The organism is Sphingopyxis sp. JAI108 (genome assembly GCF_013410105.1).
GTDB lineage: Bacteria > Pseudomonadota > Alphaproteobacteria > Sphingomonadales > Sphingomonadaceae > Sphingopyxis > Sphingopyxis chilensis.
In genome coordinates this window covers 296,742-317,150 of record NZ_JACCCJ010000001.1, presented here as the reverse complement: position 1 = coordinate 317,150, position 20,409 = coordinate 296,742, and the positions used below count along the sequence as shown (strand labels likewise).

Annotated in this window: 16 protein-coding genes; 7 read left to right on the top strand and 9 right to left on the bottom strand. The window is 60.4% G+C overall.

Features of this window, described 5'->3' with window-relative positions:
• Positions 1–9 precede the first annotated feature (9 nt).
• Positions 10–507 carry a hypothetical protein gene (locus tag HDC29_RS01485; protein ID WP_179493693.1) on the bottom strand — a complete coding sequence of 166 codons (498 nt, stop codon included), beginning with the start codon at positions 505–507 and terminating at the stop codon, positions 10–12.
• 418 nt (positions 508–925) lie between these two features.
• Here HDC29_RS01485 and HDC29_RS01480 point away from each other — a divergent pair, with 418 nt between their 5' ends.
• Positions 926–2,182, top strand: coding sequence for a site-specific integrase (locus HDC29_RS01480; protein WP_179493692.1), 1,257 nt, complete (start codon positions 926–928; stop codon positions 2,180–2,182).
• Here HDC29_RS01480 and HDC29_RS19430 read toward each other — a convergent pair.
• Positions 2,179–2,304, bottom strand: coding sequence for a helix-turn-helix transcriptional regulator (locus HDC29_RS19430; RefSeq protein ID WP_373562790.1), 126 nt, complete (start codon positions 2,302–2,304; stop codon positions 2,179–2,181). The genes HDC29_RS01480 and HDC29_RS19430 overlap by 4 nt on opposite strands.
• Positions 2,305–2,681: 377 nt before the next feature.
• Positions 2,682–3,293, bottom strand: coding sequence for a TetR/AcrR family transcriptional regulator (locus tag HDC29_RS01470; protein ID WP_179497133.1), 612 nt, complete (start codon positions 3,291–3,293; stop codon positions 2,682–2,684).
• A 43-nt stretch (positions 3,294–3,336) separates the two neighbouring features.
• On the opposite strand from HDC29_RS01470, the gene HDC29_RS01465 reads away from it, so the two are divergent.
• The 5 genes from HDC29_RS01465 (at position 3,337) to HDC29_RS01445 (ending at position 7,693) form a co-directional block, all read left to right on the top strand.
• Positions 3,337–3,783, top strand: coding sequence for a RidA family protein (locus HDC29_RS01465; RefSeq protein WP_257017994.1), 447 nt, complete (start codon positions 3,337–3,339; stop codon positions 3,781–3,783).
• A 108-nt stretch (positions 3,784–3,891) separates the two neighbouring features.
• Positions 3,892–4,566, top strand: a complete 675-nt coding sequence (locus HDC29_RS01460) for a response regulator transcription factor (protein ID WP_179493690.1) — start codon at positions 3,892–3,894, stop codon at positions 4,564–4,566.
• Entirely contained in the window at positions 4,563–5,885 is a 1,323-nt protein-coding gene (locus tag HDC29_RS01455; RefSeq protein ID WP_179493689.1) for a HAMP domain-containing sensor histidine kinase, read from the top strand. The genes HDC29_RS01460 and HDC29_RS01455 overlap by 4 nt, the downstream gene beginning before the upstream one ends.
• Positions 5,886–6,040: 155 nt before the next feature.
• On the top strand, positions 6,041–6,727 hold the full coding sequence (locus HDC29_RS01450) for a CPBP family intramembrane glutamic endopeptidase (RefSeq protein WP_179493688.1): 687 nt from the start codon (positions 6,041–6,043) through the stop codon (positions 6,725–6,727).
• 618 nt (positions 6,728–7,345) lie between these two features.
• Positions 7,346–7,693, top strand: a complete 348-nt coding sequence (locus HDC29_RS01445) for a hypothetical protein (protein WP_179493687.1) — start codon at positions 7,346–7,348, stop codon at positions 7,691–7,693.
• Between the two features lie 290 nt (positions 7,694–7,983).
• Here HDC29_RS01445 and HDC29_RS01440 read toward each other — a convergent pair whose 3' ends face one another.
• From HDC29_RS01440 to HDC29_RS01430, 3 genes are all read right to left on the bottom strand, one after another.
• Positions 7,984–9,855 carry a DUF885 family protein gene (locus HDC29_RS01440; protein ID WP_179493686.1) on the bottom strand — a complete coding sequence of 624 codons (1,872 nt, stop codon included), beginning with the start codon at positions 9,853–9,855 and terminating at the stop codon, positions 7,984–7,986.
• A 61-nt stretch (positions 9,856–9,916) separates the two neighbouring features.
• Entirely contained in the window at positions 9,917–13,528 is a 3,612-nt protein-coding gene (locus HDC29_RS01435; RefSeq protein WP_179493685.1) for a M1 family aminopeptidase, read from the bottom strand.
• Between the two features lie 11 nt (positions 13,529–13,539).
• Positions 13,540–14,409, bottom strand: coding sequence for an ABC transporter ATP-binding protein (locus HDC29_RS01430; protein WP_373562741.1), 870 nt, complete (start codon positions 14,407–14,409; stop codon positions 13,540–13,542).
• A 211-nt stretch (positions 14,410–14,620) separates the two neighbouring features.
• Between HDC29_RS01430 and HDC29_RS01425 the strand changes: the two genes are divergently transcribed.
• Positions 14,621–15,202 carry a TetR/AcrR family transcriptional regulator gene (locus HDC29_RS01425; protein WP_179493683.1) on the top strand — a complete coding sequence of 194 codons (582 nt, stop codon included), beginning with the start codon at positions 14,621–14,623 and terminating at the stop codon, positions 15,200–15,202.
• Positions 15,203–15,233: 31 nt separating this feature from the next.
• Here the strand turns inward: HDC29_RS01425 and HDC29_RS01420 are convergent, their stop codons facing one another.
• From HDC29_RS01420 to HDC29_RS01410, 3 genes are all read right to left on the bottom strand, one after another.
• A complete protein-coding gene (locus HDC29_RS01420; RefSeq protein ID WP_179493682.1) occupies positions 15,234–16,679 on the bottom strand; it encodes an amidohydrolase family protein in 1,446 nt (481 codons plus the stop codon).
• 96 nt (positions 16,680–16,775) lie between these two features.
• Positions 16,776–19,148, bottom strand: coding sequence for a TonB-dependent receptor (locus HDC29_RS01415; RefSeq protein WP_179493681.1), 2,373 nt, complete (start codon positions 19,146–19,148; stop codon positions 16,776–16,778).
• 831 nt (positions 19,149–19,979) lie between these two features.
• Entirely contained in the window at positions 19,980–20,237 is a 258-nt protein-coding gene (locus HDC29_RS01410; protein WP_218844277.1) for a hypothetical protein, read from the bottom strand.
• Positions 20,238–20,409: the final 172 nt, after the last annotated feature.

The following is a 20,409-nucleotide window of genomic DNA, read 5'->3' as shown; positions in this document are numbered from 1 at the left end:
TATCCGTTTTTATGAAGCGACCCGTGCCCACCGATGCGCCGCGAGCGCGATCGGCAGGCCGAAGAGGAACATGTGCGATGCAAGGTCCGCGAAACTGAGCGACGTGCCCCCAGCCGGAACCGCAAAGTTGGAAAGTGGCAGCACGACGCGGTTCATCACGAAATAGACGGCGACGCCGTAGAGCGGCCCGGCAAGCCAAGGGGATTGCCGCCCCACCGGCGCGACCCGCGCGGCAACGAGGACGAAGGCCGCCGCGAACAGGAACGAGAGCAGGAAATGGCACACCAGTCCCAAGGGCACCGGGACGAACCCGGCCCGCGCCGCAGGGCCCAGTATGCCCGACGCAATACCCCGCAAAATATCGGCGGGTCCGACACCCTTCAGCGCCCAGGCGGTAAAGGCGAAACCCAGATCGAGAACTCCGCCCGCGAGTCCGCCGATCAGGATCGCCCGAGCAGGCGCCCCTGGACCCGCCGCAGCCGCGATGAAATGGGTAGCCTCGGTCATCTTCGTCCCCTTTTTCCGTGAAGGGGTCGCTAGCGCGGGCGGCTCACCGGTTGGAGCGATTGGCCGCCGATCGTCGCGCGCATGCTGTCCAACGCACGCCGGCAAGGGCGAACGTCATGTCACGCAGGGTGAACGAGCACCGGATTGCGCCTCGACGCGCAGCGGCGGTCGGGACGGTGAGGTCGGGTTGGAAGTTTTCCGCACGCCCTTGCGATCACGGCGTCAGGCGGCGGATGGATGCCCCGTGAGGGACATAACTTTCCGTTCCAACTCATCCGAACTGGTGCCAAATACCCAGAAAACCCGTGGATTTTTAGGCGTATTCCAGTACCATGCGATTCCATCGAAACCCCTTTTATCCGACCCAAAATGAGGGAGGAAATGAGGGAGGAGATTCGGGGTCATTGGTAGAGAATGTATGGCCGGCCTAACTGCCAGATTTGTTCAGACCGCAAAACAGGGTCGTCATTGCGACGGCAAAGGTCTTTATTTGCTTGTAGGAAGGACCGGCTGCCGGTCCTGGATCCTGCGTGTCCAGGTAAGAGGCAAGCGCCGTGATATCGGCCTTGGCGGCGTCCTCTCCACCACCTTTGGGATGCCGTCGAAGGTCGGTGACGATGTACCACTTGAAGGCCGAACGCATTTGACGCTCGCAGAAGCGCGCGAGCTCTCCATCAGGCTTAGAAATGCGGCCAAGGCCGGGAAAGATCCGGTCGCGGAACTCAAGCGTGATCGCAAGCTCGCTCCGACCTTCAAGGAAGCGGTTACGACCACCCATTCAGCGCAATCACACGGATGGGGCGACAAGGAAGCAAAGGCGTTTCTCTCCTCTCTTGAGAACCATGCCTATGCATCGCTCGGGAATAAGCGGGTGGATGCGATCACGGCCGATGACGTGGCGACTGCCCTGGAGCCGATCTGGCAGGCCAAGCCCGCAACAGCGAAGAAGGTGCGGCGCCGCATCTGTGTTGTGCTGGACTACGCCTCGGCAAAAGGCTGGCGCGCGAATGCAGCGCCTCGCGAGCAGGTCCGCGCACTCACCGGCAAGGCCAAGAAGGGCGGCAACTTCCCCGCTATGCCCTATGAGGACCTGCCAGCCTATTGGACGCAACTCACCAGTGCGCGCGAGACTATTGGCCGGCTCGCGCTCCTGTTCCTTATCGCGACGGGCGCCCGATCGGTAGAGGTGCGCGAAGCCAAATGGCGACACGTCGATATTGAGCGCGCCTCATGGGGGCGACCTGCAGAACTGATGCGTAAATCTGATCAAGCTCATGTCGTAACCCTCAACGAGCCGGCTTTACTCGTTCTCACGAAGATCGCACTGCTGAAGCCCGAAAAAGGACCCGACGACTTCATATTTGCTAACCGCAAAGGGGGGATGATCAGCGACATGACAATCTCCAAGATCATGCGCGATGAAGAGCTACCCTATGTGCCACACGGCTTCCGCACGAGTCTACGGACTTGGGCGGCCGAGAAGCAGCCCTTCATTCCGGAACCGGCGGCGGAATCCGCTCTTTCCCATGTCATCCCCGACGCCGTGATCAAGGCCTACAACCGGGCAAAGTTTCTCGAGATGCGGCGGAAACTCCTGGATCAGTGGGGTGCCTATCTCACTGGAGGGCAGTGGAGTGCTATCCTGCCGGAGAATCTTGTTGCCCAGGCCGCCTAGACGGCGGCACGTGTCTGGTAGCCGGAAGGGTCCAAGATCCATTCCTCCACCTCGGACTGATACCAGCCCGTCGCCTGTATCCCGATCCGTCGCTGGCGGGGGAACGATCCGTTCGCGATCATTCGGTAAACGGTGGACCGGGAAAGTCCTGTCCGAGCGAGAACGGTCTTCAGCCTTATGATCGTCTCGCCCTGTTTCATCGCCGGCGACACTCTAGTCGATGGCTTGTGTCCGGGTCGATCAAGTCTGCGCGCATGGCAGCTCCTTCCTAAGACATGGAACTTATGTCCGCCCCAGCAAGGAAAAAAGCCCTTCGACCGCCGATTTCAACCCCATATTCTGGTTGTCGAATGATAGAGCGCAACGACAGGCGCTGGCGTAGGCAGAACCGGGCCGTGGGAACGACTAGGCGCGCTTACGCGATGCCATTAGCGGACCTGTAGGCCATTCAAGATTACCACGTTGTAGCACCGGCGCCCAACCAAGCCTCAAACGCAACTTATCGCTCAGCGAGCAATCCTTCTGCCAGCGCGCAAAAGGCTTCGATAGCCTTGGGAAGAGCAGTCAACGGATCATCGGCGGCGGCAACCCACAAGGCAGCCGTGAGCGCGGCCCCGTTGAACAGCCGCGCTGCGGCCTCGACATCCAGCGGTTTGATGACGCGATCGTCGCGCAGCCGGGCCAGTGTGCTGATCGTCTGCTCTAGACAGGCCTGCTCGCCGGGCCAAGTGGAGGGGTCGCCAAGAACGGCGGGCCCGTCCAGCAACATGATGCGCTGAATCTCTGGGTCGAGCGCCATACGGACATAGGCAACGCCCTCGGCTAGGAGACCTGACCAGGGATCGGGCGCCGCGCGTCGGGCATCAGCCAATCGGCCTGCCATCTCGGCATCTAGTTCGGCGATTACCGCTGCGAGCAGACCCTGCTTGCTACCAAAGCCGTGATAAAGAGCACCACGTGTCAGGCCCACGGCAGCCGTCATTTCGTCCATTGACGCACTTGCGTAACCCTGGCGGGCAAAGGCTGCACGCGCCGCAGAGATCAGCCGCCGACGATTGGTAGCCGCACTTGCGACGCGAGATGCCGGATTGTTCGAACCACCAGTTGACATACGCCGCGTATACTCCGACATGACCTACATACGCCTCGTATGTATGACGCCGCGCCTTATTGCAAATGGCGCCGCGCAAATCCTGAAGGAACCAATCATGTCCAAGCGTGACGCCGTTTTTCCTGCTAATCGCCATGCGCTTTATGAGGAGCACCGCTATTCCGCGGCCATTCGATCGGGCGATCTGCTGTTCGTCTCGGGCCAGGTAGGCAGCCGCGACGATGGCTCGCCCGAACCCGACTTTGCCGATCAGGTGCGCCGGGCCTTCGCCAATCTCAAGGCGGTTCTCGCAGCCGCGGGTTGCTCCTTCGACGATGTCGTCGACGTCACGACATTCCATACTGACCCCGAAACTCAGTTCGAGACGATCATGGAAGTTCGGAACGAAGAGATCGGCGATGCGCCTTATCCCAACTGGACGGCGGTCGGGGTCAACTGGCTCGCCGGTTTCGATTTCGAGATCAAAGCGATCGCCCGCATCCCTGCCTGAAGCCATCCGGACCGCTCAGCATCGGCAATCGTACCGCTTCAGCGCGCCAATGCCTTTCAAGCAATTTTTGCATGGAGCGGCGCGCAACCTCGAAACCGAAAGTCCCCAATGAGAATTCTGCTTGTCGAAGATGAAGCCGAGTTTGCCAAGGCGTTGCGCGGCGCGCTTGAGCGCGACCGCTTCATAATTGACTGGGTCACCAGCCTTTCGCTCGCCAGCGAAGCGTCGCGGTCGGGCAAGCACGAACTCGTTCTGCTGGATCGCACTCTTCCCGACGGCGACGGCCTTGAGCTGATTCCCCGGCTGCGGATCGATAATCCGGGCGTCCCGATCATCGTTTTGAGCGCGCGCGGTGAGCCGAGCGAGCGAGTAGTCGGGCTCGACAATGGCGCAGACGACTATCTCGTCAAGCCGTTCGACCTGCAGGAAATGCTTGCTCGTATTCGCGCGGTGCAGCGCCGCCCGAGCGAAGTGACACCCGACGAAGTCACCGTTGGCCATCTTGTCTTCGACATGGCCTTTAGTGAAGCACGGGTGCGCGGCGCGCGGCTGGATTTGCAGAGGCGTGAAGCGGCGGTTCTAACTGCGCTGCTGAAGAGGCGCGGAAGAACTGTCTTGAGGGAATCGCTGGAGGAGGCAGTGTACGGCTTCGATGATCTGATCCAGTCGAACACACTCGATTCGCACATTTCGCGCCTGCGTAGGAAGTTGGGCGACGCGGGCGCCGGCGTCGATATTCATACTGTCAGGGGAGTGGGCTACTTGCTCAGAGCAAAGGATTGAGGCGCCGCCAGCCATCATTAAAAGCGCGCCTCGTCACCAGACAGCTTGCCCTTCAATTTCTGGCTGTCGCTGCTGCGGCCACCGGGCTCATCGCCTTTTTCGTCAACTCAACCCTCGACGGAATGTATGCCGACGAGGCCGTCGCGCAAATCGCCGCTAACTCGATCGTGCGCGATGCCAGGGGAACTCCCGCGGTAGTGTTAACGCCGGAACTCGCGAAACTGCGCGAGGAAGTGCCGGACGCCTGGTTTGCAGCCAGGCTCAAGGACGGCACCCAGATCAGCTATGGCCGGGTGCCCACCGAATACGCCCCCCTCGTTCCACATCTCGACAAGCTGTCGTCCGCGGACCTGCGCGGGCAGTTTGCGCCATTTACGCTTTCTGCGGTAGTGCGACAAGCATCTGGGCCGGCAGGCGATATGGAAATAATGGCGCACGGCCAGGTCCAGCCATTCACCGCGCTAATCTGGATGGCATCGAATATCGTCGCCATCGTGATTTTCCTTTCCCTGGCTGTCATCTCCATCATAGCGACGCCCATGATCGTCAAACGTGCCTTGACGGGGGTCGTAAAGACAGCGGAGGAGGCAAAGAAGATCGACGCCGAGCGTCGCGGCATCCGCCTTTCCGAAGACCTCGTTCCGCATGAGATCGAACCGCTGGTTCGCGCGGTCAACGAGGCTCTGGTCCGCCTGGATGAAGGCTATGATCGCCAGAACCGTTTTGTCGCCTCTGCGGCCCATGAACTGCGAACACCAATCGCCATCTTGAAGATGAAAATCGACGCATCGGATGACAGGGGCATACGCTCGCTCGCTTCCGATGTGTCACGCCTCGCCAACCTTTCCGAGCAGTTGCTCGATCTTCATCGCCTGGACAATGGCGCGCCGATCGATCGAATCGACCTCGCCGAACTCGCCCGCAGGGTCGCTGCGGATCTAGCGCCAATATTGATCGCGTCGGGCAAAACGATCGAGGTGGTCGTCGGGCGACGCGAAACGATTACAGGCAACGCCGGGTCGATCGAACGCGCGCTCGCGAACCTCGTACAAAATGCGGTAGAGCATGGCGGCGACGCGATCATCGTCCGGATCGACGCTGCCTCCCTGGAGGTCAAAGACAACGGTCAAGGCATACCGAAGGAAGAGCACGAGCGGGTGTTGGAGCCCTTTCACCGGCTACGGCCGCGCTCTTCTGGCACCGGCCTGGGTCTCAATCTGGTCAAGCAAGTGGTGGACCACCATTGCGGTCGCATCTCGATAGCAAAGGCAGAAACCGGCGGGGCGATAGTTCGGATCGAATTTCCCGCGGCTCTGTAATCGCGCACCCAGCCAATGTTCACGCAATGTTGAGCTGCGCATCTGTTCGTCAGGAGTGCGGTAGCAAGCTGGCGCCGACCAGATGCCACCTACCGCCCGCCTGCGCGTGGACGCAGCGCCGATGCGTCTTGTCGGGACATAGATGGGGGTGGAATATGGTCGCTGATGACAAAGGGGAAAGGCCTGGCTGGCCCGAAATTCTGATCGGGCTTGCAGGCTATGTACTGCTTCTTCTGACTTTTGCCTTGCTCATGGGCCTTCTTCCCCATGGCGACCCTGTTCTCCTTGGCATGGTGGGTTCGACTGCAGGCGGCGTTGTCGGCATCGGCGCCTTTGCCGCAGCTTGCGGGTTTCGCATTCGGGCGCTCCGCCCGTTCGGGTTCAAACCCGTTTCAGCCCGGTGGCTCTGGATCGCCGCCGGACTCGGGATTGTCGGCTATTGTCTCAATCTGGGTATACAATATACCTACATGATCTGGTTCGGGAGCGATGACCCCCAGAACATATTGCATGCGGCCGCCCGAGGCGGACCGCTGCCATTTATCCTCTCCTTCTTAGGCGGCGCCATTCTGACGCCCTTCGGCGAGGAAATCCTGTTCAGGGGAATCATCGCCAACGCGCTCAACCGCTACGGCGCTTTCGCCGGCATTGTGCTCAGTTCAATCATATTCGGGCTGGCGCACGGCGTCAGCGTGATATTGCCGATCGCGATCATGGTTGGCATTTTGTCAGCCATACTTTTCCGCGCGACGGGATCGATTTGGCCCTGCGTCGTCCTGCACTGTATTTACAATGCCGCTAACAGCGTCGCGTCGGCATCCGGATTTGCACCAATGGGGTAATTCAAGACCACCATCCGCTGCAATCGATCGTTACGGCTTTGGCGGTTTGATCAATCCAGGTCGATCGCGGCATTGCAGGCAGTTTTGCCCTCAGTATGCAGCGGCGCCTTTGAATTTGGGGATGATGCGCTAGCGGGCAGATCGAGCCGTTCAGCCGCTCTTCTAGGACTTTCCTTGTCTCCAAACGGTATCGACGGACGACTTGGGAACGGGTCCGGCCATCCTCCGGCCAGCGAATCGGAATAGCACGAGCGACCTTCGCGCCGCAGCGATCTCGCCGGCCCCATGATCGACCGCAGAAGAGTGGCTGGCAAACGCAACCAGTCCTTCTGCCGATCCCTCTCTCGACGCGCACAATGTTGCTGCAACCTACGCCTGCTTTTTGGCGATGACGCTGTCATGGCAGTCTTGCCGGCCGTTGCCGTGGTGCTTTTCGCGTCACGGATTAATCGCAAACGCCCACTCCACGGAGGAGATCATCTGAACTCAGCACGACCCACAAAGCCCTGTGACTGCGGTGGTCTCCGCAGCCCCAAGGCGCAACGCCCTTCGCCGCGCATCATGCGATCTACGCGCTTCACGCCCGGATCAGCGAATCTTTGGAAACGAGCTTTAAATATGACCCAATACACATTCGCTAAAAAGCGCCTCACCTTGGTGGCCACTGGCTTTTTTACCCTGCTGACCTTGGGATTCGCCCAAAACGAAGCGACTGCCCAAAGTCAGAAAACGAAGCTTCGTGAGGACGTTCGGACCTGCGAAAGTTTCGGCGCGAGATATGGCACACCGGCTTTTACCGACTGCATGCTCGACCAGCAGCAGCGACGCGATACAAAGAAGCTGAGGGATCTTGAGGAGAGCGAAAGGCTCTCTCAACTTGCCAAGGACAGCCAGCTAATGGCCGAGCGAGCTCGCAGGCAGCGCTGCGACCGCAATCCGGAGCGGCGTGAATGCCGGAAGCGATAACCGATGATGTCGCCACCCAACCTAGCCTTACGATGTGTCGGGATGCCCGGTCGGAGAGCGATTGACGCAGGCCACGAAAAATCGATTTTCAATGGATTTTGATGATTCCATCGGAGGTCCGCAATGCCAGCGATCAGGATCAATTGGCGTCAGATGCCCTCGTATCCGACCAGACGACGGTTGGGCGATCGCGAAAATCCGATCGCTGGCGGACTTTAATGGCATTTCTTTAGCGAGTGCTGGTCAAATCGAAAAAATGCGCCAAGCATGACCGTTCACGGATTGACCGCTTAACTGGCGCCGGACATCCGTTCCGCAATCCAATTATCGACCTGCCGTTCCAGCAGGAAGAATGGCAATTGCCCGCGGCCGAGTATCGAGTCATGAAAACCGCGTATGTCGAATTTCGGGCCGAGCCTTTTCTCTGCCTTCCTGCGCAATTGCTCCATCTTGATCATGCCGATCTTGTAGCCGGTGGCCTGCCCGGGCATCACGATATAGCGGCGCACCTCGGCGCGAATCTGCCCCTCGGGGGCCGCTGAATTCTCTGTGAAAAATTTGACGGCCTGCTCTTCAGTCCAGCCTTTGGAGTGAAGGCCTGTATCGACTACCAGACGAATCGCGCGCCAGATTTCTCCCGTGAGGCGACCGAAATCGGAATAGGGGTCTTTATATGCCCCCATCTCCTTGGCGAGCTTCTCGGCGTACAGGCCCCATCCCTCCTGATACGCATTGAAATAGGCATTTTTTCGAAAATCGGGAATGTCGGTCAGTTCGCGGGCTATTGCGAAGTTCAGATGATGGCCCGGCAATGCCTCGTGATAGACTGTATTTTCAAGCTGCGGTTTCGGCTTCGACCGCATGTCCGAGAGGTGCAGATAGAATATACCTGGTCGCGAACCGTCGGGCGACGAAAGAAAATAATGCGCTGCCCCGCCGGGGATCTCGCGATAAGCCTCGACGCGCTTGACGACGATATCGGCCTTGGGAAGAATTCCAAAAAACTGGGGTAGCTGTTGCTTCATCTCAGCGACATAAGCGGTCGCCGCGTCGATATGCGCCTGTCGGCCCTCGTCGGTATTCGGATCGTAGAATTGGCTATCGTCACGCACAAATTTGAAAAATTCGCCGAGCGCCCCCTCGAAACCCACCTCTTCCTTGACGGCTTCCATTTCGACCTTGATTCGCGCGACCTCGTCGAGACCGATCCGGTGAATCTCGTCTGCTGAGAGGTCGATCGTGGTCGCGCTGCGCAGCAGCGCTTCATAGTAAGCCTTGCCGTTCGGTTGCTTGCCGACCCCCGTCGCGATCGCGTCCGCCTTGGGCAGATCGGCCTCGAACCAGGCAATCAGCCGAGAATAGGCGGGCTTCCATTGTTCGACCAGCGCCCTGCGCGCGGCCGCGCGATAGGCATCGGCCTTGGCGGTATCGATCTTACCGGTCTTGACCAGCCCGTCGACCTTCTTGTTGACGTCCGCCCATACCACGCTGTCACCCTCACCCTCGAAGGGTGCACCGGCAATCAGCGCGCGCGCCTGAGCGATCATCATTTCATAGGCGAAACGCGGCACGCGCGATCCCGCCGCGGCATTCTGCTTGGCGTTCGCCAACAATTGAAGCTGCGCGCGCGCGATGCCGCCTATGCGGGCGATATAGGCGTCCATATCCGACGGCACATCGACGCCGTGGATTTGCATCAGGAACTGCGGAAAGCTCGTGTGCGGTCCGGCCATCTGATTGAAGACGAAGGCATTCCGGCGAAATCCGGCGAGCGCGGCCGCGTCCTCATATTGATACACCCACAGGTCGTAAGACAGCTGCGCGTCCGCCGGTAGCGCCGCGCGATCGAAGCTTGCCTTCAAATCTTCGACCGATCTGCGCTGCCACTCCAGCGAGCGGTCCGCCGCCGCCTCCAACATGTCATCGATCTTGTCATTGTCCCGCTTCTGCCCCGCATAGCCGCGCGACATCGGGCTGAAACTTAGTTGCTCCTCATATTTCGCATCGAGCCACGCGTTCAGCCGCGCGGTTTCGCCCTCATTCGCAAGAGCTGCGCTATCGGTCGCCGTACCACGCTTTGGCTCCGCCTCGTGCGACCAGCCATTGACGGCATGCGCCAGCATCGCACCTGAAAAAAGCAGAACCCTTATTGCCTGAAACATCAGCACTTCCCGCCTTCTAGATTTCTCATGCCGCGTCTTTCGCGACCACGCCCTACTCCCCTCACCGCCGGACCGAAGCCACAGCAATCACATTATCGTTCGCATTGCGGTCGATGAAGGTCAGCGACGGATCGACCCCTGCATAGAGCGGCTTTTTCACCGTCACGATCCGGACCTGCTGCTCGCCCGAACTGATCGGCAGGCGTTGCATCGACAGAATATCTGCACGGGCAAAGCCAAGATCCGCCGGGTCCGCGGTGAAGACGCCGATATCGACTTGCTGGTCGAACGGCGCCTGACGCTCGTTGCCCTTGCTGTCGGAATAGGCCTGAGCGGCATGGACGGTGACCGTCGTTTCATAGCTGCCGTCCGGCAGACGTCTGACCGCCGCCTGTTTCGCGCGCAAGTCGTAGAGCGTGATCCGCTCGAACTGGTCGCGTATCAGTTCGCGCTCCTGCGGCGTGCGGGCAACCGCCAGCAAGGCATCGACCAGATCGCTCGATCGCGCATAGGGTGCACCCTTGAAGCGATATCGAGCGAGCAGACCGCGCAGCACCGCGTTCACCCGCTCCTCTCCCAGGCGCTCCTGGATCAAGAACATGACGATCGAGGCCTTGTTGTAATGGATATAGCCCTGGTTGCGCGTTCGCAGGAGTGGGTTCTCCTCACCCTTTTCCATCCGGCGACCTTGCAGATACTGATCGACCTCATACTTCAGGAATTGCCGGAGATGATCGGACCCATAGCGATGCTTCATGACCATCAGCGCCGAATATTGCGCCAGCCCTTCGGTGAGCACCTCCGCCCCCTGCATGTCCGCCGGCATCAGCTGGTGGAACCAATATTGGTGCGCCAGTTCATGCGAGGCGACATAGGATAGGAAATCGAGCCGCTTTGGATCACCCAGATCCATGTTGAAGCCGATTTTTTCCGAGAAACCGATGGTGCCGGCCGCTGAGTTTGCGCCGCCCCCATAGCTTGGCCGTTCGACGATCCGCGCATAGGGATATTGATAAGGCCCGAAATTCGCACGAAAATAGTCGAGCGAATCATCCATCGCCCGCAGCATCCGATCGACATTCTTCGGATGCTGGGGATGATAATAGACCTCCAGCTTGACCCCATCGGAATCGGCCGTCTTGATCGCATAGCGCGCCGACTGGATCATGATGAAGTTGATCGAAGGGATCGGCGACACAAACCGTGCGGTGCGGCGTCCGCCGGCAACCACGTCAGACACGCGCGTGCCGGTGGCCACCAGTGTCTGGTCGGCATCGGTCGTGACGGTAATGTCGGTATTGACCCGTTCCAGACCTGCGTAATTTCGCGCCTGCGCCGACCGGTCTTCCAGCTTCGGCGTCACCGGCGCGGGAGAAAGCCCGTATTTCTGTCGGGTCGTCTTGTCGTCGAGGAAACCCGCCCGGGTCATGCCGACCAGCGGCAATATCTGATGGTTGATGACATAGGTACCGTTCTGCGCGGGCTGCGCGTCGATTTCGTAATTTAATGGATTGGGCAAAGCGGCCAGTCCCCGCTTTTCGAGTGCGGTCGTGAACGACATCGTCCCGCCCGATCCCGGCTGTAACGGCGCCTCGAACCGATAGATGCGGTGGTGGTTGATCTTGTCGTCGTGCACCAGCGTCGCGCCCGGCAACGAGAGAACTCGAAACGGCAGGTTCAGGCCCGGCGTCATACGAAGATGGAGCGTCTCGATCGGCACCGCGCTATTATTGACGAAACGGTACGCGCCCTTGACGTACATGGCGCCTCGCGACGGATGCAGATCGACCTTGATACGGACGTCGGTCAATGTCGGCTGCGGCAGGTCGACATAGTGCGCATAATCGCGCTCATATTGGGCAAGCCGGCGCTCGAACGTCTCGCGGTCGGGATATTCGTTGAGGATATTCATATTCCAGAAGATGAAACCGCCCAGACCGGTCGCAATCGCGAGCGCGGCCGCGAGGAATGCCAAGGGCGTGCCTCTGAGCCGGGCCGGTAGCGTCCGCCATTGCCCTCGAAGGGTGACGGCGGTGCCCCGCCGCCACATCAGGTGCCCGACGACGACGAGGACGAGGGCGACGGCGAGCCAGAAGAAGCGCAGCCACCAACCGACCGTATCGCCATAGTCCGAACCGTTCATGTCCGAGAGCGGCTGCGCCACGGCCGCATAGTTCAACAAGGGATGCTCCCAGCCCAACCCGGCAAAGACGATCGTCGAGACGAGATAGATCAGCATGATCCCCCAGCCGACGAACTTGTTCGGACTGACCGCCTGAACAACGATCGAAAGTGCGGAAATCTGGATGACGTAGAATGTGGCGGGTGCGGCGAACCACGCCAGCCAATGACCGAATTCGATATCGGCTACGCCGCCCATGACCTGGTACAGTATCGATTCGAGCATCGTCACAGCCACGCTGAGCACCAACAATACGCCCGCGACACCGGCGAGTTTGGAGACAAGGAAAATCCAGTTGGGCAGCGGGGTCGTATCGATGATTTCGCTGAAGCGACGTTCGCGTTCGCGCCAGACCACTTCGCCCGAAAAGTAGATCGCCATCAACAGGGTGATCAGCATCGATGCAGCGCTCACCGTATCGGCGATCGCGAAGGTCCGGGGCCAGATCGGTACCCCGTAATAGAGACCGGCGAGTTTGAGCGTGAGATACAGGTTGATCGACCCGACCACCGCCAGCACCCAGAAGGCCGGGCTCTTGAACACGAGCTTCATTTCAAGCAGCGTGCGCGTCGCGAGCTGATGCCAGGCCCCTCGTTCCGGCGTGCTGTCGGGCAATCGATCGACATGCGCTGGCCTGACCGCCGCAAGCTTCTGCTGGCGCGCAATGTCGCGCTTGGCGCTTGCTTTCGATGAACCGCGATCGGCGAAACGAAAACGCCAGACCGTGAAGGCAATGATTGCGACCGAGATGGCCACCCACAGCAGGCGGTGGCTTGCGAGGAGCCCTGACAACTCGAGCGCTTGGGTGTTGGCCTGGATCGGGCTCAGATAGCGGATGCCCAGGCTATAGGCGACCGATCCGAACGGCTCGAAATAGGATGCGAAGGCGAGGTCCGGCAATTTGCGCAGCATGGCGTTGAGCGCAAAATAGGCGAACATGAATATGATGACTGCCAGATAGCTGTAGGTAACCGAACGCGTCCAACTCGCCACTGCGAAGAAGATCGCCGACGTGATGAAGATGTTGGGCAACGCGAGAACAAAATAGCCGAAGGCATAGTCTTGCAACCGGTTCGGCCCGAGGAACTCGGCGTTCACCCACGGCATGAAGGTGCCAATCCAGATTGCCAGCGGAACAGCAAGAAACGCCACCGCGGCGCCGAGGAAGGCCCCGGTGAAACGGCCAAACATGTAAGGCATCTTGCCGATCTTGGTCGATCGGATGATGCCGCCGAAGCCGGTCTCGTCGTCGCGCACCACGACATTGCCGACAAATGCCGTCGTCACGAACATGAAGAACAGCGACATCATCAGCTGCACCTGCGCAACCGCGGTCGGTGCGTTGCTATGGATGCTGCCACCGCTGCCAAGGCGGATCGATTCCACCGTCGTTCCCGCGAAGGTCAGCAGGAAGAACATAATGGCCGCAGCCCAGAAGACCGGATTGCGAAACTGGTAGCGCAGCTCGAAGCGCGCGATCGTTGCGAACATCTCCGGATTCCTCAAGCGGCTTGCCGAGCGGCGGCGATCCGGCGAGAGCGCACCAGGGTCGACAGGTAAACATCTTCGAGCCCGCCCTCGACCGGTAGGAAGCCGTCCCCCGGATCCTTGTCCGACAGGATATGGATGACGGTGCTGCCCGACAGCAGGCGCGTCGAGATCACCTCATGCGACGCTTGTACCTCGGCCAGCCGCTCGCGCTCGATGGTCTTCGCCCACACCGTGCCGCGGCTCCGCTCGATCAGGTCGAGCGGCGCACCTTCGAGCTGGATGCGGCCCGCGGCAAGCACCGCCATGCGCGGGCACAGATCGGCGACATCGTCGACGATATGGGTCGAGAGGATCACGACGACATTCTCGCCGATCTCGACGAGCAGATTATAGAAGCGATTGCGCTCCTCGGGGTCGAGGCCTGCGGTCGGCTCGTCGACGATGATGAGCTCCGGGTTGCCGATCAACGCCTGCGCGATGCCGAAGCGCTGGCGCATGCCGCCCGAAAAGCCCGCCACGGCCTTGCTGCGAACATTCCACAAATTGGTCTGATTGAGCAATGTTTCGACGGTATTCTTGCGATCGGCGGCCGATATGACGCCTTTCAGCGATGCCATGTGATCGAGCAGATCATATGCCGACACGCGCGGATAAACGCCGAAATCCTGCGGGAGATATCCGAGTGTGGCGCGCAGCCGCGTGGGCTCGCGCAGCACGTCGATGTCGCCGAAGCGTATCTCGCCGGCGGTGGGCGTCTGCAGGGTCGCGATCGTCCGCATCAGCGAGGATTTCCCGGCCCCGTTCGGCCCGAGCAGCCCGAACATCCCCTTGCCAATCGTCATCGTCACGCCGTCGAGCGCGCGCGTGCCGTTCGGGTACACATGCTCAACTCCATTCAATTGCAACAATGCTTCTCTCCTGAAATGCGTTGAGACGGGTTGACGCACCCGCCCGGCTGGGCCTACTAAAAACAGACCAATATAGTCGGCTACCAACCATATTGGTCGGCCGCAAGAATTTTTTGAAACGGGGCCCTGCGGGTTGCCGATAGAAGATTGACCGTGTCGAACGGGGCCATGCTAGAGGGCTACCATGCCGAGACAGACGAAAGCGGAGATCGACGCCGAGATTCTCGACTGCGCTGCGGGAATCTTCGCGCGCCATGGCTTTGCGCGCACATCGATCCAGCAGATCGCGGACGCGCTCGCCTATTCGAAGGCAGGACTGCTCCACCATTATCCGAGCAAGAAGGCGCTCCACGATGCGGTGCTCGACCGGTACGAAGCCCAGACGCGCGAACGGATCGGCAGGCTCGAGGGCATGCCCCCCGGGATCGAGCGCGATCGCAAACTCGTCGAGGATGTCATCGACTTTGCCTTCGACTGGCCCGGCATGTCGGCCTTCGCCCAGCAGCTCGCGAGCGATGGCGAGCGATTGGCGCACGCCGGGGGCACGGGTGATCCGCGCTTCACCCAGCTGGGGTTCGACATCGTCGGCGCGATGGGGATCGACCTCACGGCGCCCGATATGGACCGGATGGCGCACACCTTTACCGCCCTCTCGGGTGCCACTTTCTCGGCAAGGCTCGCCGTAACCATGCATCTCGAACGCGAATGGCGCGAACCGATCGTGAAGGCCGCGATGGCTGCGCTTGGCCATCACCATAGCGAATGATCCCGGGCAGGCGCTGATACGCGGTTTTCCATCATTTGGTCGCCGGCATCGGCACTTCTTCGTGCGCCGGTTTGTAGATGCGTCCGTCCTGCAACATCAGCCGGCCGCCCACGAAGGCGGTCCGTACCTTGCGCAGCGCGCCGAAGTCTTCATCCGGATTGCCGTCGACAACGATGATGTCGGCGAGTTTTCCCGCCTCGATCGTACCAAGCCGGTCGCCCATATGCATGATCTCGGCACTCGTCTTCGTCGCCGCGACCAACGCCTCGCTCTTCGTAAAGCCGATGCGGTGGAAGGATTCCAGCTCATCGATATAGGATCCGGGCAGGAAGCCCGTCCCCGCGAGCGCGACCACGTCGAGGCCGATTCCCATCTTCACCCCGGCGCGGCGCATCTTGGCGGCCGTGGTCTCGTTGACGCTTTCGTTGAGCTCGAAACGGCGCGAGGTCGATCCAAAATAGCCGCCGCTGCCACGCATGATGATGCGATAGGCGACGAGGGTCGGCACCGATGCGATACCGCGCTTCGCCATCAAGGCGACCGCGGCATCGCTGCGCGGCAGGGGATGCTCGATCGAGTCGACACCGGCCTTGATCGCCATGTCGATATATTGGGTTTCGCTATCGACCGTCACCGGCAGCCCGAGCGAATGCGCCTCGTCGTCCGCGGCGGTGATTTCTTCCTGCGTATATTCGCTGGCGAGCTTGATCAGGTCCGCGCCCTTCGCGAACTGGATGCGCACCGCTTCGCGCCATTCCTGCGGACCCGATGCAATCCGCACCATCGAATTGGGGTTTTTGTCGGCGATCTCGGGGTAGCCAGGCTGGAAGGCATGGAGCGCAGCGTGCCCCCCGGTCTGCGTGATCAGCTGACCGGCCGCCAAGATGCGAGGCCCTGACAGTTCGCCCGTCGCCTGGAGGCGCTTGAGTACGAACGGCGCGTCGCCGTGCGATGCCAGGTCGCGCACGCTGGTGACGCCCGATTCAAGATAGACCCCCATGCGCTTGAGGCCGCGCATCACCGATTCTGCACCGCTCATATTCGCGGTGGCGTAAAGGCCAGCGTCGGCGGCCCCTTCGAGGAAGGTCAGATGGGCATGGAGGTCGATCAGGCCCGGCATCACGGTCTTGCCCGCGACATCATAGATCACCGCATCGGCCGGCCAGTTCTTGTCTTCCGGACCCAGCACCGCTGTGATCGACTTTCCCTCCACGACGATCGTTGCCGGGCGCGCGGCCTCGCCGGTACCGTCGAACAGCCGCCCACCGACCAGCACGAACGATCCCTTGGGGGCATTGAAGTCCGCCGGCACGGGAATACGCAGCACGTCGTCCGACGTCGGCACCGACGGCGGCAACCATCGGTCACGATTGTAGATCGGGCGCGCCTCGGGGCCCTTGTCCCTCGCTTGCGCGAGGGTGGGCACCGCGCCCAGCGCCGTGACCAGCAGCAGTCCTGTTACCCACGCGGCGCTCATGATCTCGCGTCCCTTCGGATTTCGGCCTGATCCGCCCGAGGCGAGCGGACCAGGCACATGGCATGCTTCATTTTTTCGAATTACCCGCGCCAGCAGTCAAAAACGCTGGCTGACCGTGACGCCCCAGGTTCTCGGGCGATAGGTCTGCCGGAGCTGGCGCTGTCCCGCGCCGATCACGAGCCTGCCGAGTTCGTCGCGCGAGTTGAGAAGATTGTTCACGAACAGCGAGACGTCGGTCTGGCCCGTGCGGGCGCCGAGCCGTGCGGCGACGAAATCGCGCGCCGGAACCCGGGCATATAGTGGATTGTAACCGAGGTTGCCCGAAGGGTTCGTCAGCCCGCTGCGGTAATCCCATTGGACGCGGCCAAAGCCGACCACATCGCCCACGCCCAGGTCGGTTTCATAGTCTGCCGACAACGAGACGATCCATGGCGGTGCGAACCTGTCGCCCTTGGTAACGATATTGCCTGCCGGAATGACCGAACCGTCGTCGTTGACGAACTCGGGCCGGACCAGCGTCTGGCGCACTTTTGCATCGGTGTAACTGACATTGGCGTCCAGCGTCAGACCGACGAGCGGAGTGAGGGTAATCTTCGCCTCGACGCCGCGCGCGCGCGATTTGCCGAGATTATCGATAAAGGGGACCCCGCAGTTGAGTACCGAGCGCGACCGCTGCACATCGGTCCAGTCGATCTGGAACACATCGCCTGCGAAGGTCAGCCAACCGCCGACCCGTCCCTTTGCGCCGACTTCGTAGCTCCATGTGCTGTCGGAGCGATATTGTGCAGGAATCTGCGAATATCCAAGGTTCTGCAACTGAACCAGACAGGAATCGTCGAGCTGCGATGACAGGATCGCGTTGGAACCGCCGGGACGAAAGCCTTTGCCGGCGCTGGCATAAAACATCAGATTGTCGGTCGGCTTATACTCGATGCCGAACTTGGGCGTAATCGGGCTCTCGTCGGTGCTGCCAGTCAAGACGGTGTCGGTCGGCAAGTTGTTACCGCCGGTTTGCTTGAAGTCGAATGTCACATAGGAATAGCGGACGCCCGCGTTGACCGTCAGCTTGTCGGCCAATTTGTAATCGACCTGCCCGAATACGGCGAACTGCTGGTCGCGTGCGTTGTCGAGAAGATAGCCGACATTCCCGTTCGTCGATGGAACGAGGAACTGGTCGGGGTTGGGTGCGACATCGAATTCCTCCGCGGTCTGGCGCGAGTTTTGATAGAAGATACCCGCGACATAGCTGATCGGACTCGAACTGGGGTTCGACTGGACACGCAGTTCCTGCGTGAAGGCGCGCTGCGTCATCTCCATATTGATGATGATGCGCGGATCGATGACGCCCGGGATATCGAGTCCAACCGGGAGACCGAACGCGTCCAGATAATAGGCCGTGGCGTCGTCCTTGTTAACCACCCTGCGGTCAAGATAGGCGGTGTTGGTGATGATCGTCGCCGGACCGAGATCGAATTCGCCCCTGACCGAGTAGATGGTGGCGCGGTCGCGGCCATAGGAGTCGATGCCTTCACCGCTAAAGAATTTCGGCAAGGTCGGCAGGTCGACACCGGGACGCCATTCCCAAAACTGGTCGCTATTGTCGCGATTGGCCTGCTGGTGAAAGATCGAGGGGGTTATCGTAATGCCGTCGGCCGGCTGCAACATCAGGGAGAGCTGCCCGACGTAAGTATCGCGCTCGTTGTGATTCTTTCGCGCCGTGCCGCGGCTTGCGACATAGGGGACGCGGTCAATGTAGCCGCCGTCGCGGCGGTAATTGCCACTCACGCGGAAGCCGATCTTGTCGTCGACGATCGGCCCGCCAAACGCGATGCCGGCTTCATAACTCGGGTCGCCACCTTCGGTGAGGCCGAGTTCGCCGCGCGCATAGCCCGAATAGTCGGTAGCGCTCGGCTTGGCCGAGATAAAGCGGATCGCACCACCCATCGAGCCGGCGCCGAACAGCGTGCCCTGGGGACCACGAAGCACTTCGACGCGCTCAAGATCGAACATCGCCGGATAGAAGTTACCCGTCGTGCTGACCGAGCGAACCTGTACCGGCGTGTCATCGACATAAACGCCATTCATTGTGGCGCCGATCGTCGAGGAGAGGCCGCGGATCACGAGATATTTCGTGCCGAACACGCCCTGGTTGAGCGAGACTCCCGGCGTCATGCGCGCAAGGTCCTCCATGTTGCGCACGCCCTTGATGTCCAGGCTCTCCTGCGAATAGGCGCTGATGCTAAGCGGCGCGTCGAGGATCGACGCGTCGCGCCGCGTCGCTGTCACGATGATGTCGTTGGGGTCAACCGAAGCACTTTGCTGCGAGGCCCCTCTGGTCCCGCCATCCTGCTGCGCAGACGGATTGCTGGATGCGCTCCCGCCCTGCTCCGATGCCTGCGCCGCAGCCGACACCGGCAAGGAGAGCGCCAGCGCCGATGCGCCTAGCGCCAGATATTTCGGTAACGACATTCCAAACCCCCCTTTAAAAGACTTGAATTACAAATGGCCCATATTTTAATATATTCCGCATTTCATGATCTTAGATTCATTAAAATGTCTCATTTTATTAACATAATAAAATGATTACATTCCACTTTTCACAATAATTTCGCATAAACTTTGATATAGGCATGACGATATCTAAAAATCTATTTCATAAATGCTGTTTTAAACGGGCCCATTGGGCATAATATATTCGAATCGTCGGGAGAGGGCGCTCAAGATGCGCGCCATCGACTGGATAAGCTTCTCAGCCCGTCCGGCGCGGCGCAAACGAGTAATCCTGCTTCATAGGCGGAGGCTTTTTCATCCTCTTCGCGTGCTTCCCATGCGGTTCGCGTAGCGCGCCTTATCCACGCAGCCCGCTGCAACCCTGGCTATCGACCATGGCATTGAACATTGAAGGCGACCCAAGCTAACCCAAACAGGTTCGGCTCGACCGGTATCGCGGCGACATCGAGAAGAGAGCCGCGATCATCCAGAAACCCGCCAAGGGCGCTCGCCTGAGGTGCGAGGCACGCCACCTGAGATGGGCGATTACTTGCCCGGAGCCAGCCGAATGTCGTCAATGCAAAGGCTAATGTCGGCTCTCATCAAGCTAGGGACGGTGTCCGGCGCGCCAGAGGCCATAAGCTCAATTCGGTGCGTCGCATTGCTTGTGGCCGGCCATGGCCGGCCACCCGGCTGGGCAACCGGCCGGGTTGGCTAAGCGAAACTTACGCGTCCCGGGTCAGCGGTCCGCGCAGTCATGGCGGTCGGTCGGACTACCGCCGCCGCAAGCAGCATCGAGCCACGGAGCGTCTAGCGACCGCACTCGCGCCGATCGGGATCGCGATCGCAGCGTTGCTTGCGCGCGCGATCAGCCATGATTTGGGCGTCTCTGGCAATCTCGGTCGTCAGTCGGGTTCGCTCGAGCGATTCGAGTTGCTTGACGTCGCGCCGGCGCTGCTGGGTCAGCATGCAATCATTATAGGCGGGCGAACCGTAACGCGCGCCGAAGCTGGCGCAGGTGTCTTCGTCTTCACGAAGATTTGCTTCGCGCCGCTCGCCCGTGGACATACATCCTCCCAGGCCGATGCTGAACAGGGCGACGAGACCGAGCGAGATAGAGGATCGGCGGCCCTGCGAGAAGGGACGGTGTAACATTGGACTCTCCAGTTAGGTTTGAGCGCTGAGATGCGGCCCCGCAGCGTTGCCGCACGCGGGCTGTCTGCAGCAAAAGCAGGGCAAC